Consider the following 21,416-nt stretch of genomic DNA (forward strand, 5'->3'; position numbering starts at 1 on the left):
CCCTTTGTCAAGGCGGGAAAGAGTACCTTGACAAAGGGCCCTGAACCGCGTTTTAGCTTCGAATCGGGGCAGGGGAGGGACTGGGCGTTCCCGCGCGATTGGTAGATCGGCTGCGGTTTGTCGGGGGCGTTGGCCGGCGGTTTGTGGGTGTGGTTCCCGCTGTGGAGGGAGGCGGGAAGGCGAAGCGGCTGGGAGGATCCGGGGGTGGGAGTTCTCCGGCCGGTGGTGAGCGGGGTGACCTATCGCCGATGGGTCTACCTGATCCTGAGCGGGGCGATCAGCGTGCCGTACCTGTTGTTCGCGGCGGTGGCGGTGCCTTCGTTGGCGCCGTTCGTGACGTCGCTGGGGTGGGCGTCGGTGCTCGGGGTTTTGGTGACGGTGGTGGTGTTGGGGGCGACGTCGTTCCTGCCGGCGGTGCGGGTGCTGGAGGCGGCCGCGGTGCGGGAGCTGCTGGGCGAGGCGGCGGCGGGGCGGCCGGCCACCGTGCGGGCGCGGGCGCGGTACAGCCTGATGTTCGTGCTGCACGTCGGGGTCGGGGCGGTGGTGAGCACCGTGACGCTCGCGGTACCGGTGGGGTTCGGGTTTTCGGTGAGCGCGGTGTTCACGGGGAAGCTGGTGGACAACGGCACCGAGGTCGTCGCGGTGGACCGGGGGTGGGGGTCGGCGTGGCTGCCGGTGGCGTTCGCGGCCGCGTTCGTGGTGCTGGTCTACGTGGTGTGGGGCGTCGGCGGGCTGCTGCGGCGGGCGGCGGGGGCGTTGCTGGGGATGTCGGCGGCCGAGCGCATCGCGCAGCTCGAGCGGCGGACCGAACAGCTGGCCGAGCGCACCCGGCTCGCGCGCGAGCTGCACGATTCGGTGGGGCACGCGCTGTCCGTGGTGACGGTGCAGGCGGGGGCCGCGCGCCGGACGCTGCGGACCGACCCGGGGTTCACCGAGCAGGCGCTCACGGCCATCGAGGAATCGGCGCGCACTGCGCTGGACGACCTCGATCACGTACTCGGGTTGTTGCGCGACGGGGCTTCGTCGCGCAACCCGCAGCCGGGCCTGGCGGAGCTGCCGGCGCTCGTCGAGGCAACGCGGCTGGCGGGCACGGAAGTGCACGCCGACGTGCAGGGTTCGCTGGGTGCGGTGCCCGCGGTCGTGTCGCGTGAGGTGTACCGGATCCTGCAGGAGTGCCTGACCAACGCGGTGCGCTACGCGGGCACGGTGCCGGTGAGTGTCGCCGTGGTGGTGTCGGCGGGGCAGCTGTGCGCGACGGTGGCGAACCCGCTGGGCGTGCCCCGCCCACCGCGGGCCCGAGGTGGGCGGGGCCTTCGGGGCATGGCCGAGCGTGCGGAGCTGCTGGGTGGCAAGCTGGCGGCGGGACCGGCGGGGGACCGGTGGGAGGTCGTGGTGACGGTGCCGTGGGGGAACCGATGAAGGTGACCGTGCTGCTGGTCGACGACGAACAGCTCATCCGCGCCGGCCTGCGCGCGATCGTCGACGCGGAGCCGGACCTCACGGTGGTCGGCGAGGCCGCCGACGGAGCCGAGGTGCCGGGCCTGGTCGCACGCCTGCGTCCCGACGTGGTGCTGATGGACGTGCGCATGCCCGCCGTCGACGGGATCCGCGCGACGCAGCACCTGATGTCTACTGTGGACGCTCCGCCGAAGGTGATCGTGGTGACCACCTTCGAAAACGACGACTACGTCTACGACGCCCTGCTCGCCGGCGCCAGCGGCTTCCTGCTCAAGCGCGCCCGCCCGGAGGAGATCGTCGCGGGCATCCGCACCGTGGCCACAGGTGAATCACTGCTCTTCCCGGCCGCCATCCGCCGCCTCGCCGCCGCCCACCCCCGCGGCCCGGCCCGCGACGGCCTCACCTCCGCCGCCCTCACCGACCGCGAGCGCGAAGTCCTGCGCCTCATGGCCGCCGGCCTGTCCAACACGGAAATCGCCACGGACCTCTACCTGGGCCTCCAAACGGTCAAAACCCACGTCGGCAACATCCTCTCCAAACTCGGCGCGCGCGACCGCACCCAGGCGGTGATCCGGGCTTACGAGTCGGGCTTCGTGACGCCGAAACCCTGAGCGGCCCGCACGTCTCGAATCCCGGCCCAGCCGCGCGCCGACGAAGCCACGGCCAGGTCGGTCGGCTCGTCAAGCCGAGCGACTGACCGCCACGTCGCGGCCGATGCCGCGGAGCACCTCGACGCGGTCGGAGCCCGGGCGGCTCAGGACCCAGCTCGAGCCGGGGACCGCTTTGGCTCGCTTTTTGAGCGGGGCGAGCAGGCGGGAGGCGTCGCGGTAGGAGGGGATGGAGCCGCTGCCGCAGACGACGGTGGCCAGCGACACGGTGACCGGCATGCCCTCGGCGGACCAGTGCGTGTCGAGGAGGGCGGCGGCGACCGTGCCGATCTCGTCGACGTCGCAGACGATGAGGAAGTCGTCGCCGCCGACGTGGCTGACGCGCATGCGCGGGAGGCGCCGCGAGAGGCCCGTGAGGGTTTCGCCGAGGGCGCGGATGAGGTCGTCGCCCGCGGCGAAGCCGGCGTTGTCGTTCACGGACTTGAAGGAGTCCACGTCGAGCCACGCCGCCACGAACTGCTCGCCCGTGGAGATGCGGCGTTCGACGTCGCGCGCCACGGCCTCGCTGCCGGGCAGCCGCGTGAGCGGGCTCAGGGTCACGGCCTCCTCGACCTTCGCCTCGGCGACGCCGCGGACCACCTCGGTCACCAGGACCACGCCAAGAGTCCGGCCGGCGTTGTCGACCACGACCACGTCGTCGCCGGTGCGGCCCCAGTCGGCGTCGGTGACCAGCTCGAGGAACTCCAGCGCGCTCGCCGTGGCGTCGATGGTGTGCGGTTTGTCGGCCAGCCGCTCGGCCGGGCGCTTGGCGTGCAGGGCGTGGCCGTACGGGCCGGTCACGGCGACCAGGAACCGCGTGCGGTCGACCGACCACTGTGGACGGTTGTGCTCGTCGACGCCGATCACGCCGGTCGGGGCGTCGGCCGCCGCGAGGACCTCACGCACGGCGTCGCAGGTCGCGTCGGACGGCAGCGTGGTGGCGGGACGCAGGAAGTCGCCGACGCGGGGCGCGGTGGGCGGCGCGGGCGAGCGGCGGTCGTCGGGCACCACGGCGCCGGCCGACGGCGCGCTGCGGTGCGCGGCCGGGGGCGCCAGGAGGTTGCCCTGCGCGATGCGCACGCCGAGGTTCTGCGCCGCGTCCAGCTGCGGACCGGTCTCGATGCCGGTCGCGACGAGCCGGATGCCGGTGCGCGTCGTGAAGTGCAGCAGCGACTCGACCACGGCCACCGCCGCCGGCTCGTCCGGCAGGCCGCGCAGCACGCTGCGGTCGAGCTTCACCAAGTCCACGGGCGCTTGGGCCAGCAACGCGAGCGGGAGGTCGCCGCGACCGAGGCCGTCGAGCGCCAGCCGGAAGCCCAGCTCCGACAAAGCCCGCATACCGCCCAGAAGCCGGTCTCCGGGCAGGTGCGTGAACGGCGGGCCGATCTCCAGGACCACGTCACGTGTGCGGCGGCCGGCGGCACCGAGCTCGGCGATCAGCTCGTCGAACGCGGCGGGGCCCGACGCGAGCGTGCGGGCGGAGATGTTCAGGTGCAGGGGCAGCGCGCTCGGGCGCTCGGCCTCCTGGCGCACCGCGGCCGCGGCGAGGCCCAGGTCGACCTCGGCCAGGCGGCCGGCGCGGCGGGCTTCGGCGAGCAGCTCGTGGGCCGTGCCCTTGCCGGGGCGGGCGAGCGCTTCGTACGCGACAACGCCGCCGGTGTGCAGGCTGTACATCGGCTGGAAGGCGAACCGGACCGCACGGGGCGTCGTCACCCGGAGATCGTCGCATCCTCTCGCGCGGAAACGAAACCGTTGTCGGCAGATGTTCACCGCGCCGGAACCTGAGTTACCTGAATCGGAGTAGCGAAATCGGTAGCGATCACCCGTTCGGGATGGATTTCCGTGGGCCGTTCGGAAGTGTGAAAATTCCCGTCTTCACCATGCACTCACACGAACTCGCACACCGTCCGTGGTGGCCCGGCTCGCGGCAGTGACCAGCGGGTCCGTCCACCTGGAGCTTGATCGTTTGACCCGAAGAATTTTCGGATACGGAATTCGCGGACCGTCCCCGTCCGGCCCGCCGCTTCCGCACGTGGTACCGCTCCCGGCTGTGCGCCGGAGCATTCGGCCGCCGATTTCGACGCCGTTACCGAATCGTATTCGGCCGGCGGCCCGCGAGCCGCGCGCGCAGCGTCGGCGGCGCCGCGCGGAACAGCCGGGCCATCGCCGCCGCCGTGCCCGGCAGGTCTTCCCGGCCCGACGTGTAGGCCTGCTGCACCGGAGCCGGCAGCGCGAAGAAGAGGTCGAAGAACTCGGCGAGCTCGGCGGGCGACATCCGGCGCAAAGCGCGCAATCCGTACTGCCGCAGGGAATGCACGGCCCGCGCCTCGGTCGTCCACAGTGTCCGGCGGGCCGCGCGCACGGCTGCCCGTGGCCCGGCCTCGAAGGCGCCCGCCAGCGCCGCGGCCACGCGCGGAGCCAGCCGCAGCGCGGTCGCGACGCTGTACCCGGTGGCGGGGTGCACGAGCCCGGCGGCGACCCCGAACGGGACCACCGCGCCGCGCCCCGGCAGCGGTACGTCGAGCACGATCCGCACCCGTTCCTCCCGGCCGTGCGGCCGCAGCCCCGCGCCCGCGAGCCGGGTCCGCAGCCGCGCGGCGAGCTCTTCCACCGGCACGCCCGGCCGGTGCGCGAGTGACGTCTCTTCGACGAGCACCGAGCCGTCGCCCAGCGGGAGCAGGTAGCGGAAGCTCGGCGCGCCGTCGCGCCAGTCCATGAACACGGCCGTGTCCGAAGCGCCGGGCACCAGCCGCTCGGCGTCGGCGGCCGGCAGGACCAGCCCGTACGCGGTCTGCTCGGCGCGGTGCCCACGAGGCGGGCCGCCGGACAGCACCCGGTTCCGCCCCGACGCGTCCACGACTACCGCCGTGGCGAGCCGACGGTCGTCGGCGAGCACCACCGTCGAGCCGTGGTGCCCGTGCTCGGCGCGCGCGACCCGCCCGGCCACCACCGTCACCGGCGCGGCCGTGAGCCACGACCGCAGACCGGCGTTGTCGAGCACGAGGTAGCCGCGGTCGAGCCGGTGCTCGCACGTGCCGAACGCGACCGTCGCGCTGGGTGCCGACGCGATCACCTCGCCCGGCAGCCCGGGCAGCTCGTCGGCCCACGCGCTGTAGGTGGCACGCCACGGTGCCTGCGGCGCGGCGTCGACGAGCGTGGTCGCGAGCCCGCGCCGGGCGCAGGCGCGCGCCAGCGCCCACCCGGCGGGCCCGCCGCCCGCGATCAGCACGTCGCTCACCCGTCCGATCCTGCCGTATCCGGCGAGTCCGCCGGGGGCCGGACAGATACGGTGGAGCGCATGGCCGAGACCGACCCGAGAGCCGCGCGCAGGGACCCGTCGAGCTCCGTGGGCGGGTTCACGGACCTCGCCACCAGCCCGTTCCGCATCGATCGCGACCGCATCGCCGCGTCGCCGTTCTTCGCGCGCCTGGGCGGGGTCACGCAGGTGGTCAGCGCCGGCGGCGCCGGGCTGCTGCACAACCGGCTCACCCACAGCCTCAAGGTCGCGCAGGTCGCCCGCGCGATCGCCGAGCGGATCACCGCGGCCAGCGAGTCGGCCGAGCTGGCCGCGAAGCTCGGCGGCTGTGACCCCGACGTCTGCGAGGCCGCCGCGCTCGCCCACGACCTCGGGCACCCGCCGTTCGGCCACCTCGGCGAGCAGACGCTCGACCGCATCGCCCGCCACCGGTTCAGCCTGGCCGACGGCTTCGAGGGCAACGCGCAGACGTTTCGCATCCTCACCACCACCGACGTGCGCGGTCCATCGGCGATCGGTCTCGACCTCACCGCGGCCGTGCGCGCCGCGGTGCTGAAGTACCCGTGGGCGCGGCTGCACTACCCCGAGCCGCACCCCACGGAAATGCGCACGCCTCCCCGCGGCGCGGCCGAGCCCGACGGCTCACCGGGCACCGGCGCGAGCAAGTTTTCCGCCTACGCCACCGAACTCGACGACTTCGCGCAGGCGCGTGGCCCGTTCATCGGGCGCATCGAGCCCTGGCAGCAGACCGTGGAGGCGTCGGTGATGGACACCGCCGACGACATCGCCTACGCGATCCACGACCTGCAGGACTTCCACCGCATCGGCGTGCTGCAGCACGCGCCGGTCGCCGCGGAGCTGGGGGAGTGGCTCGACCAGGCGCTGGAGCTGGCCTCGCTCGACGACGAGCGGGTCGCCGCGGAGCTGCGCCGCCCCGGCCGTTCGCTCGAACAGCTGCGCCGGCGCATGCACCTCAAGGACGGCTGGATCGCCGACGACGACGCGTTCGCCGCCGCGGTCCGGCGCGTGCAGCGAGAGCTCGTCGACGGGCTGCTGGAGAACGGCTTCGACGGTTCGATCGAGGCCGAGCAGGCCACGGCCGCGTTCTCGGCCGGCTGGATCTCGCGGCTCGTCGACGGCGTCTTCGTGCTGTCCTCGCCCTCCACTCGGTCCGGGCACGTCTCGCTGCGCACCGCGCAGTGGCACGAGGTGCAGGTGCTCAAGTTCGTGCACCGCCGGTTCGTGCTCCTGCGCCCGGACCTCGCGCTGCACCAGCGCGGGCAGGCCAGCCTCGTGACCACGCTCGTCGACGCGCTCGACGCGTGGCTGCTCGACCGAGACGAGATCGGCCGGCTGCCCCGCCGGCTGCACGACCTCGTGGAGCTCGCGCAGGACGAGTACGCCGGACTGGTCCACACCATGCCGGAAGTGCTCGTGGGCGCGACCGGCGAACGCGTGGAGGGCACCGACGCAGTGCGCGGCCTCGCGCGCGGGCGCGCCGTGGTCGACTTTGTGGCTTCGCTCACCGACAAGCAGGCCGTGACGCTGCTCGACGCGCTGTCCGGGCGCGCCGCGCAGCCGTGGTCGGACTCGTTCGTGCTCTGAGGCCGCGCTCCGAAAGGCTGCCCGACCCGGCGCTTCGGGGCGGCACTGCCGCTGAATGGCCTACGACCTCCGGTGGGTATGGGAAAATCACGGCCATACGTCACTCTAACGGCTTCTTTTTCCGATTTACCCACGGTACTTAGCTGGATCCAGCCGGTGATCACCGGCGTTGGCCAGCGTGAGTCGGGGCACGCGGTGCGAGATACGGAGGCGCACGTGCGTCGAAGCCGTTCGAAGAGACCCACCGGAGCCAGAACCAGAACCAGAGCCGCGAGCCGGACGACCGTCCTGGCCGCCGGCGCCGCGGCGCTGATCGCCGCGCTGGGCATCGTCACCCCGCCGGTCGCGGGCGCCGCCACGGCGTCCACACCGGACTCCTTCTCCGACAACTCAGCCCGGCAGATCGCGGCACTGCAGTCGATCAAGACCGGGCAGACCAAGGCAGAGTCCAAACTGGACAGCCGCCTGCTCGTCACGCAGAAGCTGCGTTCCCAAAAGCTGAGTGCCTCGGCCGTACCCGCGCTGGGGGCGGGTACGGCGAGCACCGCGGTCGTGGACATCCGTGTCACCAAGGTGTCCGACGCGCTGGTGAACGACCTGCGCAAGGCCGGCGCCGCCGTGCGCACGGTGTCGGACAAGGCCGCGAGCATCCGCGCCGAGGTGCCGCTCGCCGCGTTGCCGGCGATCGCCGCGCGCGCCGACGTGAAGCGGGTCGAGACCGCCGACCAGGCGATCACCGCCCGTGAGCTGGAAACCAAGGCGGGACAAGGGAAAACGGCGCCCGTCGAAACCAAGCAGCAGAAGGCCGCCCGGCTCGACGCCGCGTTGAACCAGGCCCTCGCGGCCAAGAACCGGCGTGCCGCCGCGGCCACCATCACCAGTGAGGGCGACCGCGCGCACAACGCCGACCTCGCCCGCCAGCAGTACGGCGTCACGGGCACCGGCGTGAAGGCGTGTGCGCTGTCCGACGGCGTCGACTCGCTCAAGGTCTCGCAGGCCAAGGGTGAGCTGCCGGCCGTCGACGTCGTTCCCGGCCAGGCCGGCGACGGCGATGAGGGCACCGCGATGCTCGAGATCATCCACGACCTCGCGCCCAACGCGGCTCTCGGTTTCGCCTCCGCGTTCGCCTCCGACGCGAGCTTCGCCGACAACATCCGCAAGCTGCGCTTCGAGTCGCACTGCGACGTGATCGTCGACGACGTCATCTACTTCAAGGAATCCCCGTTCCAGGACTGGATCATCGCCCAGGCCGTGAACGACGTGACCGCCGACGGCGCGCTCTACTTCTCCTCCGCGGGCAACGAGGGCAACGTCGCCGACGGCACCGCCGCCCACTGGGAGGGCGACTTCGCCGACTCCGGCAAGTCGGTCGGCAAGTTCGCCGGCACCGCGCACAACTTCGCGGGCGCGGCGGGCAACCAGATCTTCGAGCCGATCTCCGACGCGTCGTCGGGGAACATCCCCGTGACGCTGCACTGGTCCGACCCGCTCGGCGCTTCGGGCGACGACTACGACCTCTACCTGCTCGACGCGGCGGGCAACGTCGTCGCGTTCAGCCAGGACGTGCAGGACGGCACCCAGGACCCGTACGAGCAGCTCGCCACCCCGCTCTTCGGTGGCACCGGTCTGCGGCTCGCGGTGGTCAAGTTCTCCGGCGAGGGCCGCTACCTCTCGCTGACGGCGTTCGGCAGCCGCTTCCGCGACTCGGCCGATGGCCTCAAGGCCTTCAGCACCCCGGGCGTCACGGTCGGGCACTCCTCGGCGCGCGACGCGTTCTCCGTCGCCGCGGCACCCGCGGCCGCCGCGTTCGGCCGGGCGCTCGAGCCGGGTGACCCGGCCAACCCGACCGGTCCGTTCCCCGGCGCGTTCTCCTCGGCCAGCAAGGCCGAGCGGTTCAGCTCCGACGGCCCGCGCCGGATGTTCTACGAGGCCGACGGCACGCCCATCACGCCGGGCAACGTCTCCTCGACCGGCGGCGAGGTCCGCGACAAGCCGGAGATCACCGCGGCGGACGGCGTCCGCACCTCGGTCGGCGGGTTCGACCCGTTCTTCGGCACCTCGGCCGCCGCGCCGCACGCCGCCGCCATCGCGAGCCTCGTGCTCTCGGGCAACCCCGGTCTGTCCGGTTCGGACGTTCGCGACGCGTTCCTCGCGACGGCCGTGGACATCGAGGCGCCCGGCAGCGACAACCTCACCGGCGCGGGCGTGGTCCTCGCCGACAAGGTGCTCGCCTACACCGGCGCCAGCCCGCAGCCCTACGCGCAGGCCAAGCAGCCCACCGTCACCGGGCCTGACGGCGGCAGCACCCTCGACCCCGGTGACACCGCGAAGGTGACGCTGCCGGTGACCAACACCGGCGACGGGGTCGCGTCGTCCACGAGCGTGGTGCTCACCACGACGACGCCCGGCGTCACGATCGCGCCGCGCGCCAAGTCGTACGGCACGATCAGCCCGGGCCAGACCGGCGTCAACGACTTCACCGTCACGGTCCCGGCCACCCAGGGTCTCGGCGTGCCGGTGGTGTTGTCGGCCAAGGTGACGTTCGCGGGTTCGTTCTCGCCGGTGACCAGCACGTTCGCCCTGCCGGTGGGCACGCCGTCGCCGGTGGTGCAGACCTTCTCCTACACCGGTGCGCCGGTCGCGATCCCGGACAACTCGCAGCTCGGCGCTTCGGTGCCGCTGGTGGTGAGCGGCGTCGGGGCCGCGTCGAAGGTCTCAGTCTCGATCGACGGTTCCAGCTGCACCGCCGACGAGGGCTCGACCACGGTCGGCCTGGACCACACCTACGTCGCGGACCTGGTCGGCACGCTGACCTCGCCCTCGGGCGCGTCGGCCACGCTGTTCCAGCGGGCCGGCAGCGGCGGCAACAACCTGTGCCAGGTCGTGTTCGACGACAGCGCCTCGGCGCTGCTGAGCACGGTCGGGTCGCAGTTCGCGCCGTTCACGGGCACGTACCTGCCGATCGACCCGCAGACCCCGCTCGCCGGGACCTCGGCCGACGGGACGTGGACGTTCAAGGCGGTCGACGTCGCCGGCGGTGACTCGGGCTCGATCCGCAGCGTCTCGCTGCACGTCAACGGCTACGCCCAGGCTTCGTCGCCCGGCGCGGCCGCGGTCGTGCACAAGACGGTGAACACCGGCCCGGTGCACCCCGCGATCGCTTGATCCTCAGGTGAGTACGGGGCCGTCGCGATTCTCGCGGCGGCCCCGTTCTGTTGTCCGTACGGCTAGGCCGGGGGCGGACTACCGCGGCGACCGCACCTTCTCGTAGTGCCGCGCGGCCCGGGCGCGGTTGCCGCACGCGATGGAGCACCATTCGCGGCGCGGGTGGGTCTTCACGAAGAAGAGCACGCAGCCCGGCGCCTGACACGCTCGCAATTTCGCTGCCCCGGGGCCGCCCAGCAGGGCGATCGACTGCTGCGCGATGTCCGCCAGTCCGGCCGCGACCGGCGAGCTCGCGTAGGACAGGCCTTCCCTCAGCGTGCCGCCGGTCAGTTCGAGGAGGGGAATGGGCCGGTGGGTGACGACCTCGTTCAAATCCCGCAGCGCGGAATCCACGTCCGGGCTTCCGTGCTGCGCCAGCGGACGTTCGTCCTTCGTCACCATCGCCGCCAGGTGGCGGACGGCCGCGCGGAGCCGTCGCGCCGAGGCGAGGTCCGCGGAGGTCGCACCGGGGCCCGCGCTCCCGAAGCCGACCGCGTGCAGCCATTCGTCCACGTCGCCGGCCGAGGTCAGGTCGTCGTGGACGCCGTGGGTGTCGGCCCAGATGGTGGTCATGAGGCGAACGGGTACGGGCTCGTCGGGCAGTACCCAGGTCCGCTCGGCTGCTCCCATGTGGACACCTTATCACGGGTGGATGGGGTTGCATGCGTTAGAACGACCTGCTACTACTTCTCACGGAAAGTTCCAGATCTACCCGTGAGAAAGAGAGTTCGCATGACCACGACCATCACTCCTGTGGAGCCCGAGGCCGCGACGGGCGTCGCGAAGGAGCTCCTCGCCGAGGTGAACAAGGCGCTCGGGCTGGTGCCCAACATGACGAAGGTGATGGCGAACAGCCCGGCTCTGCTGAAGGCCTACCGGCGGCGGCCGGCGGCGCGCTGAACGCCGGGATCCGCGAGCGGCTGGCGATCGCCACCGCTCAGCTCAACGGCTGCGAGTACTGCCTGTCGGCCCACACCTTCATCGGCGAGAACATCGCCCACGTCCCGGCCGGCGAGCTGGCGGCGGCGCGCAAGGCCGAGTCCGACGAGGCGCACGTCCAGGCCCTGCTCGAGCTGTCCAACGAGATCGCCTCCAACACCGGCAACGTCGGCGAAGACGCCCTCTCGAAGGCGCGCGCGGCCGGCGTGACCGACGAGGAAGTCGGCGAACTGGTCCTGAACATCTCCCTCAACGTCCTGACGAACTACTTCAACGTGCTCGCGGGCGTCGAGAACGACTGGCCGGTGGTCTCGCTCTGATCCGGTCGGGGAACTGATCGTCGCGTGGCCTGCTCATCAAGCCGAGAGTCGATGAGCGGGCCCTCGAGCCGTGGCTGTCCGAAGTGGACGCGGTGGCGCTGGACGGACGCGGCCGAACAGGCGATCTTCACGGACGCGGTTCCAGGGGAAGCGTGAGACCCGCCACGCGGCGGAAAACCGTTCGGCGTCGCCCCGTACACTGGGTCACGTGGAACGGGAAATCCTCACGGAGTAGCTGCCGCATCGGGCGCTCGTGACCGATCTTCGCAGGGAGCGGAGACGGCGAGCGATGCCGGTGCCTGCCGCTGTCCACGTTCACCCCCGAATCCGGGAGTTCTCTTGATCACGGCCACTGGCCTCGAGCTGCGTGCCGGCTCGCGCATCCTGCTGAACGGCGCCGCCCTCCGCATCCAGCCCGGCGACCGCATCGGCCTCGTCGGCCGCAACGGCGCCGGCAAGACCACGTCGCTGAAGGTTCTCGCGGGCGAGGGCGAACCGCACGCGGGCGAAGTCCGCCGCAGCGGCGAGCTCGGCTACCTGCCGCAGGACCCGCGCGAGGGCGACCTGTCCGTCACGGCGAAGGACCGCGTGCTGTCCGCGCGCGGCCTCGACACGCTGCTGCGCGACATGGAAAAGGCGCAGACCGCGATGTCCGAGCTCGTCGACGACAACCAGCGCGACAAGGCCATCAACCGCTACAGCCGCCTCGAAGAGCGGTTCGCCTCCCTGGGCGGGTACGCCGCCGAGAGCGAGGCCGCGCGCATCTGCTCGAACCTCGGTCTCGCCGACCGCGTGCTCGCGCAGACGCTCAACACGCTCTCCGGCGGCCAGCGCCGGCGGGTGGAGCTGGCGCGCATCCTGTTCGCGGCCGCCGAGGCCGGCGCGGGCGGCAAGTCCGAGACGATCCTGCTGCTCGACGAGCCGACCAACCACCTCGACGCCGACTCGATCACGTGGCTGCGCGGCTTCCTCAAGCAACATGACGGCGGTCTCGTGGTGATCAGCCACGACGTGGAGCTGCTCGCCGACGTCGTGAACAAGGTCTGGTTCCTCGACGCCACGCGCGGCGAGATCGACCTCTACAACATGAGCTGGCAGCGCTACCTCGACGCGCGCGCCACCGACGAGAAGCGCCGCCGCCGCGAGCGCGCAAACGCCGAGAAGAAGGCGTCGGCGTTGCAGCAGCAGGCCGCGAAACTCGGGGCCAAGGCGACGAAGGCCGTGGCGGCCAAGAACATGGCGCGCCGCGCGGAGCAGATGCTCTCGCAGCTCGACGACACGCGTCAGGCCGACAAGGTCGCGCGGATCAAGTTCCCGGAACCCGCCCCGTGCGGACGCACGCCGCTCACGGCCGACGGGCTGTCGAAGTCCTACGGCTCGCTCGAGATCTTCACCGGAGTCGATCTGGCGATCGACCGCGGCTCGAAGGTCGTCGTACTCGGTTTGAACGGTGCCGGAAAGACGACATTGCTCCGGCTGCTCGGCGGAATGGAAACTCCGGATACGGGTTCCGTCGAGCCGGGTCACGGATTGCGTTTGGGCTATTACGCACAGGAACACGAAACTCTCGACCACGATGCGAGCGTGTGGGAAAACATCCGACACCTCGCGCCGGACACGGGCGCGCAGGAGTTGCGGAACCTGCTCGGTTCGTTCCTGTTCACGGGTGAACAACTCGACCAGCCCGCCGGCACGCTTTCCGGCGGCGAGAAGACCCGCCTGGCGCTGGCCGGACTCGTCTCCAGTGCGGCGAACGTGCTGCTCCTGGACGAACCGACCAACAACCTCGATCCGGCCAGCCGTGCGCAGGTCCTGGACGCCCTGCGCAGCTTCGCGGGCGCCGTGGTGCTGGTGACGCACGACCCGGGTGCGGTCGAGGCGCTGGAGCCCGAGCGCGTGATCCTGCTGCCCGACGGGACCGAGGATCATTGGTCCCCGGATTATCTGGAACTTGTCCAGCTAGCGTGATCAGATACGGCCATTTGGGTGCTTGTCACGCCTCGTGAAGCACTTGAATGGCCCAATGTGATCGCAATTTCGCTCGTTTTACGTCTGTCGTCTGGCATTCCTGGGCTTCGTGTTCGATCATTGCCCCGGCAGGGGCCGTCAAATGGCCCAGAACTCCACTCGGCGGGAAGGCGATCGACGTGGCTGATCTCAAGAAAGGCGCGCGGATCACCGGCAACACGCGCGACAAGCTGGCCGCTGACCTGAAGAAGAAATACGAGAAGGGCTCGAGCATCCGGGCCCTTGCTGAGTCCACGGGGCGTTCCTACGGGTTCGTGCACCGTGTTCTCTCTGAGTCCGGGGTCCAGCTGCGGGGGCGCGGCGGGGCCACGCGGGTCAAGAAGAAGTAGCAGTACCAGGCCGACTGCGCGGGGGGCGCAGTCCCTGTTCGGCCGCTCGGAACGTCAGCACTCCTCCGAGCAGCACCAACGGATAAACCAGGTAGCCGTAGCGGGTTGCCGGGGTGAGCAGGACCAACGCGCCGAGCCCGACGGCGATCCGCAAGAGCGCGGCGGATCCCGTCGCGGGGGGACGGCGCACCAGCCACACCAGCATCGCCACTGCTGCGGCCGCCACCAGGACGAGTGAGATCACGCGGCCCGCTGAGCCGGTTTCCGCGATCAGGTGGCCCGGAAGCGGGCTCGCCGCGGGGGAGCGCACCACGCCCATCCCGAGCGGAAACCGGATCACGTGCTCCACGAACGCGTCCGGGGCGACCAGGTACACCGGCAGGTGCAGCACCACGGTCGCACTGACCAAAGTGGTCACGAACCACGCGAGCGCTCTGCGGTCGCGTGAATTTCCGTTGTGCGTACGGCAGAACACGAAGACCGCGAGCACGGCCGCGGCCGGCGCGACGATGAGCTTCGCGCTGATCACGAGTGCCAGCACGAAACCCGACCAGCCCGCGCGCCCGGTTGCAGCGAGTGCGCACGCGAGCACGAGCAGTCCCACAATGGCGAGATCGGGACCGGCGACGGCCCAAGTCAATGCGGTGAGTGGGCACGCGATTGCCAATTGTGCCGAAAGAACCGGAATTCTCGGCCATTTCAGCATTCGTAGTGAGGCGATCACACAGAGAGACGCACAAAGTGCGAACATCCACCGGGCATCGGTGAGCGCATTGGTGAACGGCGTTCCCCCGAACAACGCGCGCGGAAGGCCGAACACTGTCATCACGGGCCCGTAGGGCGTGTAGTCGTTCACCTCGGGAGCGCGCCCGAGAGCGGTGACGTCGACGTAGGGCGTGCCGTGCTGAAGCAGCAGGCTCGCGCTGCGCTCGATCACCCACACTTCGGGCTGCGCGGCCCACGAGAACGGCGTGACGAGCCAGTCGACCCCGGTCAGTCGGCGAATAACGAGCACCACGAGCGGGATGATCATCGCCAACAACCCGATCACCGCGATCGAGCACCACCGCGAGCCGAGCGGGCCGCGGGGCGTGCGCCCGAGCCGTGCCGACACGAGCAGCCAGCCGCTGTGGGCCGCGGCGAAGCCGTACGCGGCCGTCGCGAAGTTGGCCCAGATGCGGTAGCCGTAGAACTCGGACTTGAGCGCGCTGATCAACGCGAAGGCGAAGCAGCCCAGGTAGAACACGAGATCCCAGGTGAAGACGCGCCGGGCCCGGTCCGCGGCGGCCCGGGCCGGCGCCATCAGCAGATGCACCGCTTCCCCCTCACGAACCTGGCCGTCCCCGTCGCGTCAGGCTACCGAGGGCGTCCGGATCACCCGTGCTCGCCCGTTCGGCCCAGTTCGCGCAGCCGCGGGAGCAGTGCGGCCGCCTGCTTCGCCCGGCCCACGGTGTCGCCGGTGGACGGGAGCATGAGGACGAGGTCGGTGAACCCGGAGTCGAGGTAGGTCCGCGCCTCGCGCAGGGTGTCGTCGTCCTCGGCCGAGAGCCGGAACTGCACGGCCCGGCGCACCGTCGCCGGGCCACGGCCGACCGCCGCGCAGTGCCGGTCGAGCACGCCCGAAAGCCGCGTGAGCTCCTCGACGGGCGTCCCCGGCAGGCTCGCGTTGAGCCACACGTCGGCGTGCTCGGCGACGATCCGCAGGCCGCGGCGCTCGCCGTTGCTGCCGAGCCACAGCGGCGGCTTCGGCGTCTGCACGGGTTTCGGGTCGCTCGTCGCGGCCGTCAGCCGGTAGTGGGCACCGCTGAAGTCGGCGACCGGGCGCGTCCACAGCAGGTCGAGGACGGTGCACGCCTCGGCGAGCCGCTCGACGCGTTCGCGGGCCGGCGGGGTCGGCATGCCGAGCATCGTGTCGGCGAGCTCGTCGCCACCCGCGCCGAGGCCCACGTCGAGCCGGCCGCCGCAGAGGTGGTCGATCGTCGCGGCCATCTTGGCCAGCACGGCCGGGTGCCGGTTGGTGTTGCCCGACACCAGACAGCCGATCCGGACGTGGTGCGTGGCCTCGGACATGGCGGCGAGCAGGGTCCAGGCCTCGAAGACGGCGCCGGTGCGGACGGGGCCCATGGGGGCGAAGTGGTCGAAGGTCCAGAGGCCGTCGAACCGCGCGTCGTCGGCGATCGCCCAGATCTCGCGCAGCGTCGCGACGTCCGTGAACTGCTGGGCGGGTTTCAGTCCGAAGGTCACCATGGGGGACTCCTGATCGTCAGGTACAGAAATCATCAGGACTACTGATGATCAGGGTAGGGCTAGGATGCGGTTCATGTCGAGTGCCCCCGAAACCCCGGCCGTCGTGACCCGCCGGCTCGGTTATCTGCTCAAGCATGCGCAGCTGCGGCTGGCCGAGCTGCAGGAGCCGCTACTCGCACCCCACGGGGTGACCGGGCGGCAGGTCGCCGTGCTCGCGCTGCTGGCCGACGGCGAGCCGCAGGCGCAGCAGGAGGCGGCCGCGCGGCTCGGCGTGGACCGGACGACCATGGTGCAGCTCGTCGACGAACTGGAGGACAAGGCGCTCGTGCGGCGCCACGTCGATCCCGCCGATCGCCGCCGCCGGATCGTGACGCCGACGGAGGAGGGGCTGCGCGTGCTGAAGGCGGCCACCGAGGCGTCAGAGGAGGCCGAACGGCGGCTGCTGGACCCGCTCGACGGGCGCGAGGCCGACGCGCTGCGCGAGGCGCTGCGGGCGGTTGTTCACCGCCGGTGAACGCCCCGGGTGGACGCCACAGGGAAGAACTCGGGACGAACCGGCGTTGTGCTGGGCATCTCTGGAAAAAAGCTCAAGTAATATAGAAGTTTTGTCGACCGGGGGAAAGGCTCCACATGGACAACACGTGGGCGTTGCTCGGCTCCGCGATGCGCGGGGCCGACACGCCGAGGGCGCTCACGCGCGGCACCGTGAAACGGGTCGGGCGCTTCGCTCGTCCGCACTGGGTGCGGCTGCTCGTCTTCCTGGTTCTGACGGTGGTGTCCGCCGTGCTGGCGGTGACCACGCCCGTGCTGGCGGGCAAGGTCGTCGACGCGATCGTCGGTCACCAGGACCTGCCGCTGATCATCTGGCTCGCCGTGGTGATCGCGGTGCTCGCCATCCTCGACGCCGGGCTGGGGCTGGCGGAGCGGTGGCAGTCGGCGCGCATCGGCGAGGGGATCATCCTCGACCTGCGCGTCGCCGTGTTCGCGCACGTGCAGAAGCTGCCCATCGCGTTCTTCACGCGCACCCGTACCGGCGCGCTGGTGAGCCGGCTCAACAACGACGTGATCGGCGCGCAGCGCACGTTCACCGCGACGCTCTCGGGCCTGGTCACCAACGTGATCCAGCTCGTGCTCTCGCTCGCGGTGATGGTGACGCTGTCGTGGCAGGTCACGGTCTTCGCGCTGGTGCTGCTGCCGATCTTCGTGCTCCCGGCACGCCGGCTGGGCCGCCGGATGGCCGGGCTGCAGCGCGAGTCGGCGCAGCTCAACGCCGGCATGACCACGCAGATGACCGAGCGGTTCTCGGCGCCGGGCGCCACGCTCGTGAAGCTGTTCGGCCGGCCGCGCCAGGAAGTCGGCGAGTTCAGCGACCGCGCCGGGCGCGTGCGCGACATCGGCGTGCGCACCGCGATGCTCACCCGCTGGTTCATGACCAGCCTCACGCTCGTGTCGGCGCTCGCGCAGGCACTGGTCTACGGCCTCGGCGGCTACCTCGCCTTCACCGGCCAGATCGCGCCCGGCACCGTGGTGGCACTGGCGCTGCTGCTGACCCGCCTCTACGCGCCGCTCACGGCGCTGGCCAACGTCCGCGTGGACGTGATGACCGCGCTGGTGTCGTTCGAGCGGGTCTTCGAGGTGCTCGACCTCGACCCGATGATCAAGGAACCGGCGAAGCCGAAGGCGCTGCCCGCGGGCGGCGTGGCCGTGGAGTTCGAGGACGTGCGCTTCGGGTACCCGGCGGCCGACCGGTTCTCGCTGGCGTCGCTGGAAGACGTGGCCACTTTGGACAGCCGCGGGGGCGAAGAGGTGCTGCACGGCATCAGCTTCCGCGCCGAACCGGGACAGATGGTGGCTTTGGTCGGCTCCTCGGGTGCCGGCAAGTCGACCATCGCCTCGCTGCTGCCGCGCCTTTACGACGTGGACGGTGGTGCGGTCCGGTTGTCCGATGTGGACGTCCGCGACCTGGACTTCGCGGCGCTGCGCGCCACCGTGGGCGTGGTGACGCAGGACGGGCACCTGTTCCACGACACCATCCGCGCCAACCTGGCCTACGCCCGCCCGGGCGTGACCGACGACGAGATCTGGGCCGCGCTGGAGCAGGCCCGCCTGGCCCACCTGGTGCAGTCGCTGCCCGACGGCCTCGACACGACCGTCGGCGAACGCGGCTACCGCCTCTCCGGCGGCGAACGCCAGCGGCTCACCATCGCGCGGCTCCTGCTGGCGCAGCCGAAGGTCGTGGTGCTGGACGAGGCCACGGCGCACCTGGATTCCGAATCGGAGGCCGCGGTCGGCGAGGCCCTCACGGGTGCGCTCGAAGGCCGCACGGCGCTCGTGATCGCGCACCGGCTCTCGACCGTCCGCGCCGCCGACCTGATCCTGGTCGTCGAGGACGGCCGGATCGTCGAACGCGGCACGCACGAACAGCTGCTGGCCCTCGGCGGCCGCTACGCCGAGCTGCACCGCACGCAGTTCGACGAGGAGCCGACGGCCGTCGCGTGACACACTGTGAAGGGCGCCTCGAGAAGACTCGAGGCGCCCTTGGCGTATCCGCTCAGTGTTCGAGGCAGGCGAAGGTCGCGTTGACGAGCGCCATCTTGCGCGGGTCGTCACGCAGCAACGGGCCCATGCGGTTCATCACGTAACCGAAGCCCACGCCGGCCTCCGGGTCGGCGCCACCGGACGAGCCGCCGAGGCCGTCGTGGCCGAACGCGGCCGGGTTGGGACCGAAGCCGCGTGCGTCGCTGCCGAGGTAGAAACCCAGCGCCCACTCGTTGGGCACGCCGGCGACCACGTCGACCGAGGCGCCTTGGCCTTCGCGGGCCCGGGCGAGCGCGCCGGCCGAGATCAGGCGTTCGGAGCCGTCGGCCAGCGCGCCGTAGATGATCGCGAGCCCCTTCGCCGTGCCGTGGCCGTTGAGCGCGGGCATCACGGCGCGCCGCCACGCGGGATCGTTGGCGTGGTGGCCTTCCACGCGCGGGTTCGCCATGGCGGCGAGCGCGACCGGGCCGGCGTTCGCGAACGCCTCGGTGAGCGCCGTGGTCATCTCCGGCGTGAGCACCGGCTCCACGAGCGTCGAGCAGCGCCCGAGGTCGGCTTCCCTGACGCCGATGGAGAAATCCGCATCGAGGGGACCTGCGACGTGCTCGGCGAAGAACGCGTCGATGCCCTGCCCGGCCACGCGGCGCACGACCTCGCCGACGAGGAATCCGTAGGACAGCGCGTGGTACCCGCTGGCCGAGCCGGGCGGGAACAGCGGTTCCTGCGCGGCCAGCAGCCCCGTGATGTGGTCCCAGTCGTAGAGCTCCTCGACCTTCACCGGGCGCGCCAGGCCGATGCCGACGACACCGGAGCGGTGCGAGAGCAGCCACCGCACCGGGATGTCCTGCTTGGCCGCCGTAGCGAACTCGGGCCAGTACCGCGCCACGGGGGCGTCGAGGTCCAGCTCGCCGGCGTCGGCGAGCTGGTGCGCGCAGATCGCCGCCATGCCCTTGGTGGTGGACCAGACATTGGTCAGCGTGTCCGGCCGCCACGGCGTGGTGCGGCCCGGATCCGCCCAGCCGGCCCAGAGATCGACCACGACCTCGCCGTGATGGGTCACGGCGAAGGCCGCGCCCAGCTCGTCGCGCTCGGAGATGTTCTCGACGAACGCGTCCTGCACCGCCTCGAACCCGGGCGCGCAGGTGCCGTGCAGGGGCACGGCCGTCTCATCATCCATGCTGGCCCGCCTCCACTCGACACCGACTGGTCGGTACGCCGAAGTTAGAAGGGCGGACCGGGCCCGTCAAGACCTGCCGGGCCCGGTCCTTTTTCGCCGGGTGCGACCCCGGTTCGCGACGGGCTACCGCAGTGCGGGCACGCGGGGGCCGTACTTGGCGAGCAGGGCCGTGTTGGCCTCGTCGCCGCCCTCCACATTGGAGCTTCGCCACAGCGGGACGTCGATGCCCTCGGCCGTCCCGCGGTCGTAGACCTCCGCCAGGATCAGGTTCCACAGGAACGCGTTGACCACAGTGGACAGTGGTGCGGTGCGCGGCGCGGCGGCCGGGTGGCTCGCGTCGCCGGGGATCACGAGCGAGTCGAGCACGACCGTGCCCTCCTCGACCAGCGTCGTCGCCGAGCGGCGCGGCGCCGCGGCCACGCACGCGCGCGACGTCACGGCGATCACCGACGCGCCCCGGCGGCGGGCACCGGCAGCCAGTTCCACCGGGTACGGGTTCACGCCGGACGTCGAGAACACCACGAGCACGTCGTCGGGGCCCGGCGCGCGCTCGGCCAGCACCTCTTCGGCGAGCCCGCTGCGGCGCTCGGTCTTCGTGCTGTGCTGCGCGCCGTGCAGGGGCAGCAGCTCCGGGTGGTACAGCGGGTAGACGCAGGCGAGGCCACCCGCGCGGTAGAACGTCTCGGCGACCGCGGCGAGCGAGTGCCCGGCACCGGCGGTGAACACGAGGGCGTCGGACCGGATGACCCCGAGGACGAGGTCGGCCGCCGCCGTCAGCGCTTCGGCGTTGGCCTCCCGCGCGGCCGCGAGCTTTTCCGAGGTGCTCTTCCAGATTTCCGTGGCGCTCACCACACCTGCCCTTCGTCGCGGGTTCGGGCGCCAAATGTATCGCTTGGACACGCTTCGTGGTGGATTAGCGTGAGAGCTGATCATCCGGGCGTACCGGTGACTGGGAGGCGGCACGTGGACGGAGTACCCGTCGTTTCGGTGCGGCGCGCGCACGGGCGGACGAGGGCGGTGGCGCTGGTGCTGCACGGCGGCGCCGAGCACGGCATCGCGGCCGTGGGGCCGTGGCGGCTGGCGTACCTGCGCATGGTGCCGCTGGCCCGCGCCCTGCACCGCGCGGGCCGCGCGGCGGGCCTGGAGGTGCGCCTGGTGCGCAACCGCCGCTACGGCTGGAACGCGCCCGAGGAAGACCCGGTGAACGACGCCCGCTGGGCGCTGGAGCGCGTCCGCGCCGAACACCCGGGCCTGCCCGTCGTGCTCGTCGGGCACTCGATGGGCGGACGGGTGGTGCTGCGCGTGGCCGACGACCCCGCCGTGGTGGGCGTGTGCGCCCTCGCACCGTGGACGCCGGCCGGCGAGCCCGTGGACGCCGTCACGGGCCGCTCCGTGGTCATGCTGCACGGCACGCGCGACCGGATCACCTCACCGCGTGATTCCCACGCCTTCGCCGAGCGTGCGCGGGAGCTCGCCAAGCGCCTCGCGCGCTTCGAGGTCACCGGCGAGGGTCACGCGATGATCAAGCGCCCGGCGGTCTGGACCAGGCTGATGTGTGCTTTCACACTGGAAGCGATCGACGCGGGGGAGACCGACGAAACTCTCCGGCAGGCGTGGACCCGGCCCGCGGACGAGCGGCTGCGCATCCCCGTGTGACCGGATCCGGTG

17 protein-coding genes are annotated in these 21,416 nt (G+C 71.6%); 10 read left to right on the plus strand and 7 right to left on the minus strand.

Annotated elements, in window-relative coordinates:
* The first annotated feature begins 204 nt into the window (after positions 1-204).
* Together K1T34_RS33430 and K1T34_RS33435 are read left to right on the plus strand one after the other, a co-directional pair.
* Entirely contained in the window at positions 205-1,419 is a 1,215-nt protein-coding gene (locus K1T34_RS33430) for a sensor histidine kinase (protein WP_220238738.1), read from the plus strand.
* On the plus strand, positions 1,416-2,069 hold the full coding sequence (locus K1T34_RS33435) for a response regulator transcription factor (protein WP_220247536.1): 654 nt from the start codon (positions 1,416-1,418) through the stop codon (positions 2,067-2,069). Before K1T34_RS33430 ends, K1T34_RS33435 begins: the two co-directional genes overlap by 4 nt.
* A gap of 69 nt (positions 2,070-2,138) precedes the next feature.
* On the opposite strand, the gene K1T34_RS33440 is transcribed toward K1T34_RS33435, so the two are convergent.
* Positions 2,139-3,818 carry a GGDEF domain-containing protein gene (locus tag K1T34_RS33440; protein ID WP_220238739.1) on the minus strand — a complete coding sequence of 560 codons (1,680 nt, stop codon included), beginning with the start codon at positions 3,816-3,818 and terminating at the stop codon, positions 2,139-2,141.
* A gap of 373 nt (positions 3,819-4,191) precedes the next feature.
* Positions 4,192-5,343, minus strand: coding sequence for a lycopene cyclase family protein (locus K1T34_RS33445; RefSeq protein ID WP_220238740.1), 1,152 nt, complete (start codon positions 5,341-5,343; stop codon positions 4,192-4,194).
* A gap of 60 nt (positions 5,344-5,403) precedes the next feature.
* Between K1T34_RS33445 and K1T34_RS33450 the strand changes: the two genes are divergently transcribed.
* Together K1T34_RS33450 and K1T34_RS33455 are read left to right on the plus strand one after the other, a co-directional pair.
* The gene (locus K1T34_RS33450) at positions 5,404-6,966 is read left to right on the plus strand and encodes a deoxyguanosinetriphosphate triphosphohydrolase family protein (protein ID WP_220238741.1); all 1,563 of its coding nucleotides are present in this window, start codon (positions 5,404-5,406) and stop codon (positions 6,964-6,966) included.
* Positions 6,967-7,254: 288 nt separating this feature from the next.
* Positions 7,255-10,131: a S8 family serine peptidase gene (locus K1T34_RS33455; RefSeq protein WP_370643850.1), complete on the plus strand. Its 2,877-nt coding sequence runs from the start codon at positions 7,255-7,257 to the stop codon at positions 10,129-10,131.
* A 78-nt stretch (positions 10,132-10,209) separates the two neighbouring features.
* On the opposite strand, the gene K1T34_RS33460 is transcribed toward K1T34_RS33455, so the two are convergent.
* Complete coding sequence (locus tag K1T34_RS33460; RefSeq protein WP_220238743.1) at positions 10,210-10,800, minus strand: ABATE domain-containing protein; 591 nt, start codon at positions 10,798-10,800, stop codon at positions 10,210-10,212.
* Positions 10,801-10,902: 102 nt separating this feature from the next.
* On the opposite strand from K1T34_RS33460, the gene K1T34_RS53625 reads away from it, so the two are divergent.
* The 3 genes from K1T34_RS53625 (at position 10,903) to K1T34_RS33475 (ending at position 13,786) form a co-directional block, all read left to right on the plus strand.
* Entirely contained in the window at positions 10,903-11,070 is a 168-nt protein-coding gene (locus K1T34_RS53625) for a hypothetical protein (RefSeq protein ID WP_255637736.1), read from the plus strand.
* 698 nt (positions 11,071-11,768) lie between these two features.
* On the plus strand, positions 11,769-13,397 hold the full coding sequence (locus tag K1T34_RS33470) for an ABC-F family ATP-binding cassette domain-containing protein (RefSeq protein WP_220238744.1): 1,629 nt from the start codon (positions 11,769-11,771) through the stop codon (positions 13,395-13,397).
* Between the two features lie 179 nt (positions 13,398-13,576).
* The gene (locus tag K1T34_RS33475; RefSeq protein WP_003071237.1) at positions 13,577-13,786 is read left to right on the plus strand and encodes a helix-turn-helix domain-containing protein; all 210 of its coding nucleotides are present in this window, start codon (positions 13,577-13,579) and stop codon (positions 13,784-13,786) included.
* Here K1T34_RS33475 and K1T34_RS33480 read toward each other — a convergent pair.
* Entirely contained in the window at positions 13,773-15,089 is a 1,317-nt protein-coding gene (locus K1T34_RS33480; protein WP_220247538.1) for a glycosyltransferase 87 family protein, read from the minus strand. The genes K1T34_RS33475 and K1T34_RS33480 overlap by 14 nt on opposite strands.
* Positions 15,090-15,160: 71 nt before the next feature.
* Positions 15,161-16,033 (minus strand): LLM class flavin-dependent oxidoreductase, encoded by an 873-nt coding sequence (locus K1T34_RS33485; protein ID WP_220238745.1) that lies wholly within the window; start codon positions 16,031-16,033, stop codon positions 15,161-15,163.
* A gap of 73 nt (positions 16,034-16,106) precedes the next feature.
* Between K1T34_RS33485 and K1T34_RS33490 the strand changes: the two genes are divergently transcribed.
* Together K1T34_RS33490 and K1T34_RS33495 are read left to right on the plus strand one after the other, a co-directional pair.
* Positions 16,107-16,547: a MarR family winged helix-turn-helix transcriptional regulator gene (locus K1T34_RS33490; RefSeq protein WP_220238746.1), complete on the plus strand. Its 441-nt coding sequence runs from the start codon at positions 16,107-16,109 to the stop codon at positions 16,545-16,547.
* Between the two features lie 116 nt (positions 16,548-16,663).
* On the plus strand, positions 16,664-18,532 hold the full coding sequence (locus K1T34_RS33495) for an ABC transporter ATP-binding protein (protein WP_220238747.1): 1,869 nt from the start codon (positions 16,664-16,666) through the stop codon (positions 18,530-18,532).
* 52 nt (positions 18,533-18,584) lie between these two features.
* On the opposite strand, the gene K1T34_RS33500 is transcribed toward K1T34_RS33495, so the two are convergent.
* Together K1T34_RS33500 and K1T34_RS33505 are read right to left on the minus strand one after the other, a co-directional pair.
* Entirely contained in the window at positions 18,585-19,748 is a 1,164-nt protein-coding gene (locus K1T34_RS33500) for a serine hydrolase (protein ID WP_220238748.1), read from the minus strand.
* A gap of 123 nt (positions 19,749-19,871) precedes the next feature.
* The gene (locus K1T34_RS33505; RefSeq protein ID WP_220238749.1) at positions 19,872-20,600 is read right to left on the minus strand and encodes an SIS domain-containing protein; all 729 of its coding nucleotides are present in this window, start codon (positions 20,598-20,600) and stop codon (positions 19,872-19,874) included.
* A 111-nt stretch (positions 20,601-20,711) separates the two neighbouring features.
* Here K1T34_RS33505 and K1T34_RS33510 point away from each other — a divergent pair, with 111 nt between their 5' ends.
* The gene (locus K1T34_RS33510; RefSeq protein WP_255637737.1) at positions 20,712-21,404 is read left to right on the plus strand and encodes an alpha/beta hydrolase; all 693 of its coding nucleotides are present in this window, start codon (positions 20,712-20,714) and stop codon (positions 21,402-21,404) included.
* The last annotated feature ends 12 nt before the right edge of the window (positions 21,405-21,416 follow it).

This window comes from Amycolatopsis sp. DSM 110486, from assembly GCF_019468465.1.
Classification (GTDB): Bacteria; Actinomycetota; Actinomycetes; order Mycobacteriales; family Pseudonocardiaceae; genus Amycolatopsis.

Bases quoted from the DNA above. Each gene is read 5' to 3' on its own strand.
- K1T34_RS33435 (WP_220247536.1), top strand. From the start codon at position 1,416: ATGAAGGTGACCGTGCTGCTGGTCGACGACGAACAGCTCATCCGCGCC.
- K1T34_RS33450 (WP_220238741.1), top strand. From the start codon at position 5,404: ATGGCCGAGACCGACCCGAGAGCCGCGCGCAGGGACCCGTCGAGCTCC.
- K1T34_RS33460 (WP_220238743.1), bottom strand. From the start codon at position 10,800: ATGGGAGCAGCCGAGCGGACCTGGGTACTGCCCGACGAGCCCGTACCC.
- K1T34_RS53625 (WP_255637736.1), top strand. From the start codon at position 10,903: ATGACCACGACCATCACTCCTGTGGAGCCCGAGGCCGCGACGGGCGTC.
- K1T34_RS33480 (WP_220247538.1), bottom strand. From the start codon at position 15,089: ATGGCGCCGGCCCGGGCCGCCGCGGACCGGGCCCGGCGCGTCTTCACC.
- K1T34_RS33485 (WP_220238745.1), bottom strand. From the start codon at position 16,033: ATGGTGACCTTCGGACTGAAACCCGCCCAGCAGTTCACGGACGTCGCG.
- K1T34_RS33490 (WP_220238746.1), top strand. From the start codon at position 16,107: ATGTCGAGTGCCCCCGAAACCCCGGCCGTCGTGACCCGCCGGCTCGGT.
- K1T34_RS33495 (WP_220238747.1), top strand. From the start codon at position 16,664: ATGGACAACACGTGGGCGTTGCTCGGCTCCGCGATGCGCGGGGCCGAC.
- K1T34_RS33500 (WP_220238748.1), bottom strand. From the start codon at position 19,748: ATGGATGATGAGACGGCCGTGCCCCTGCACGGCACCTGCGCGCCCGGG.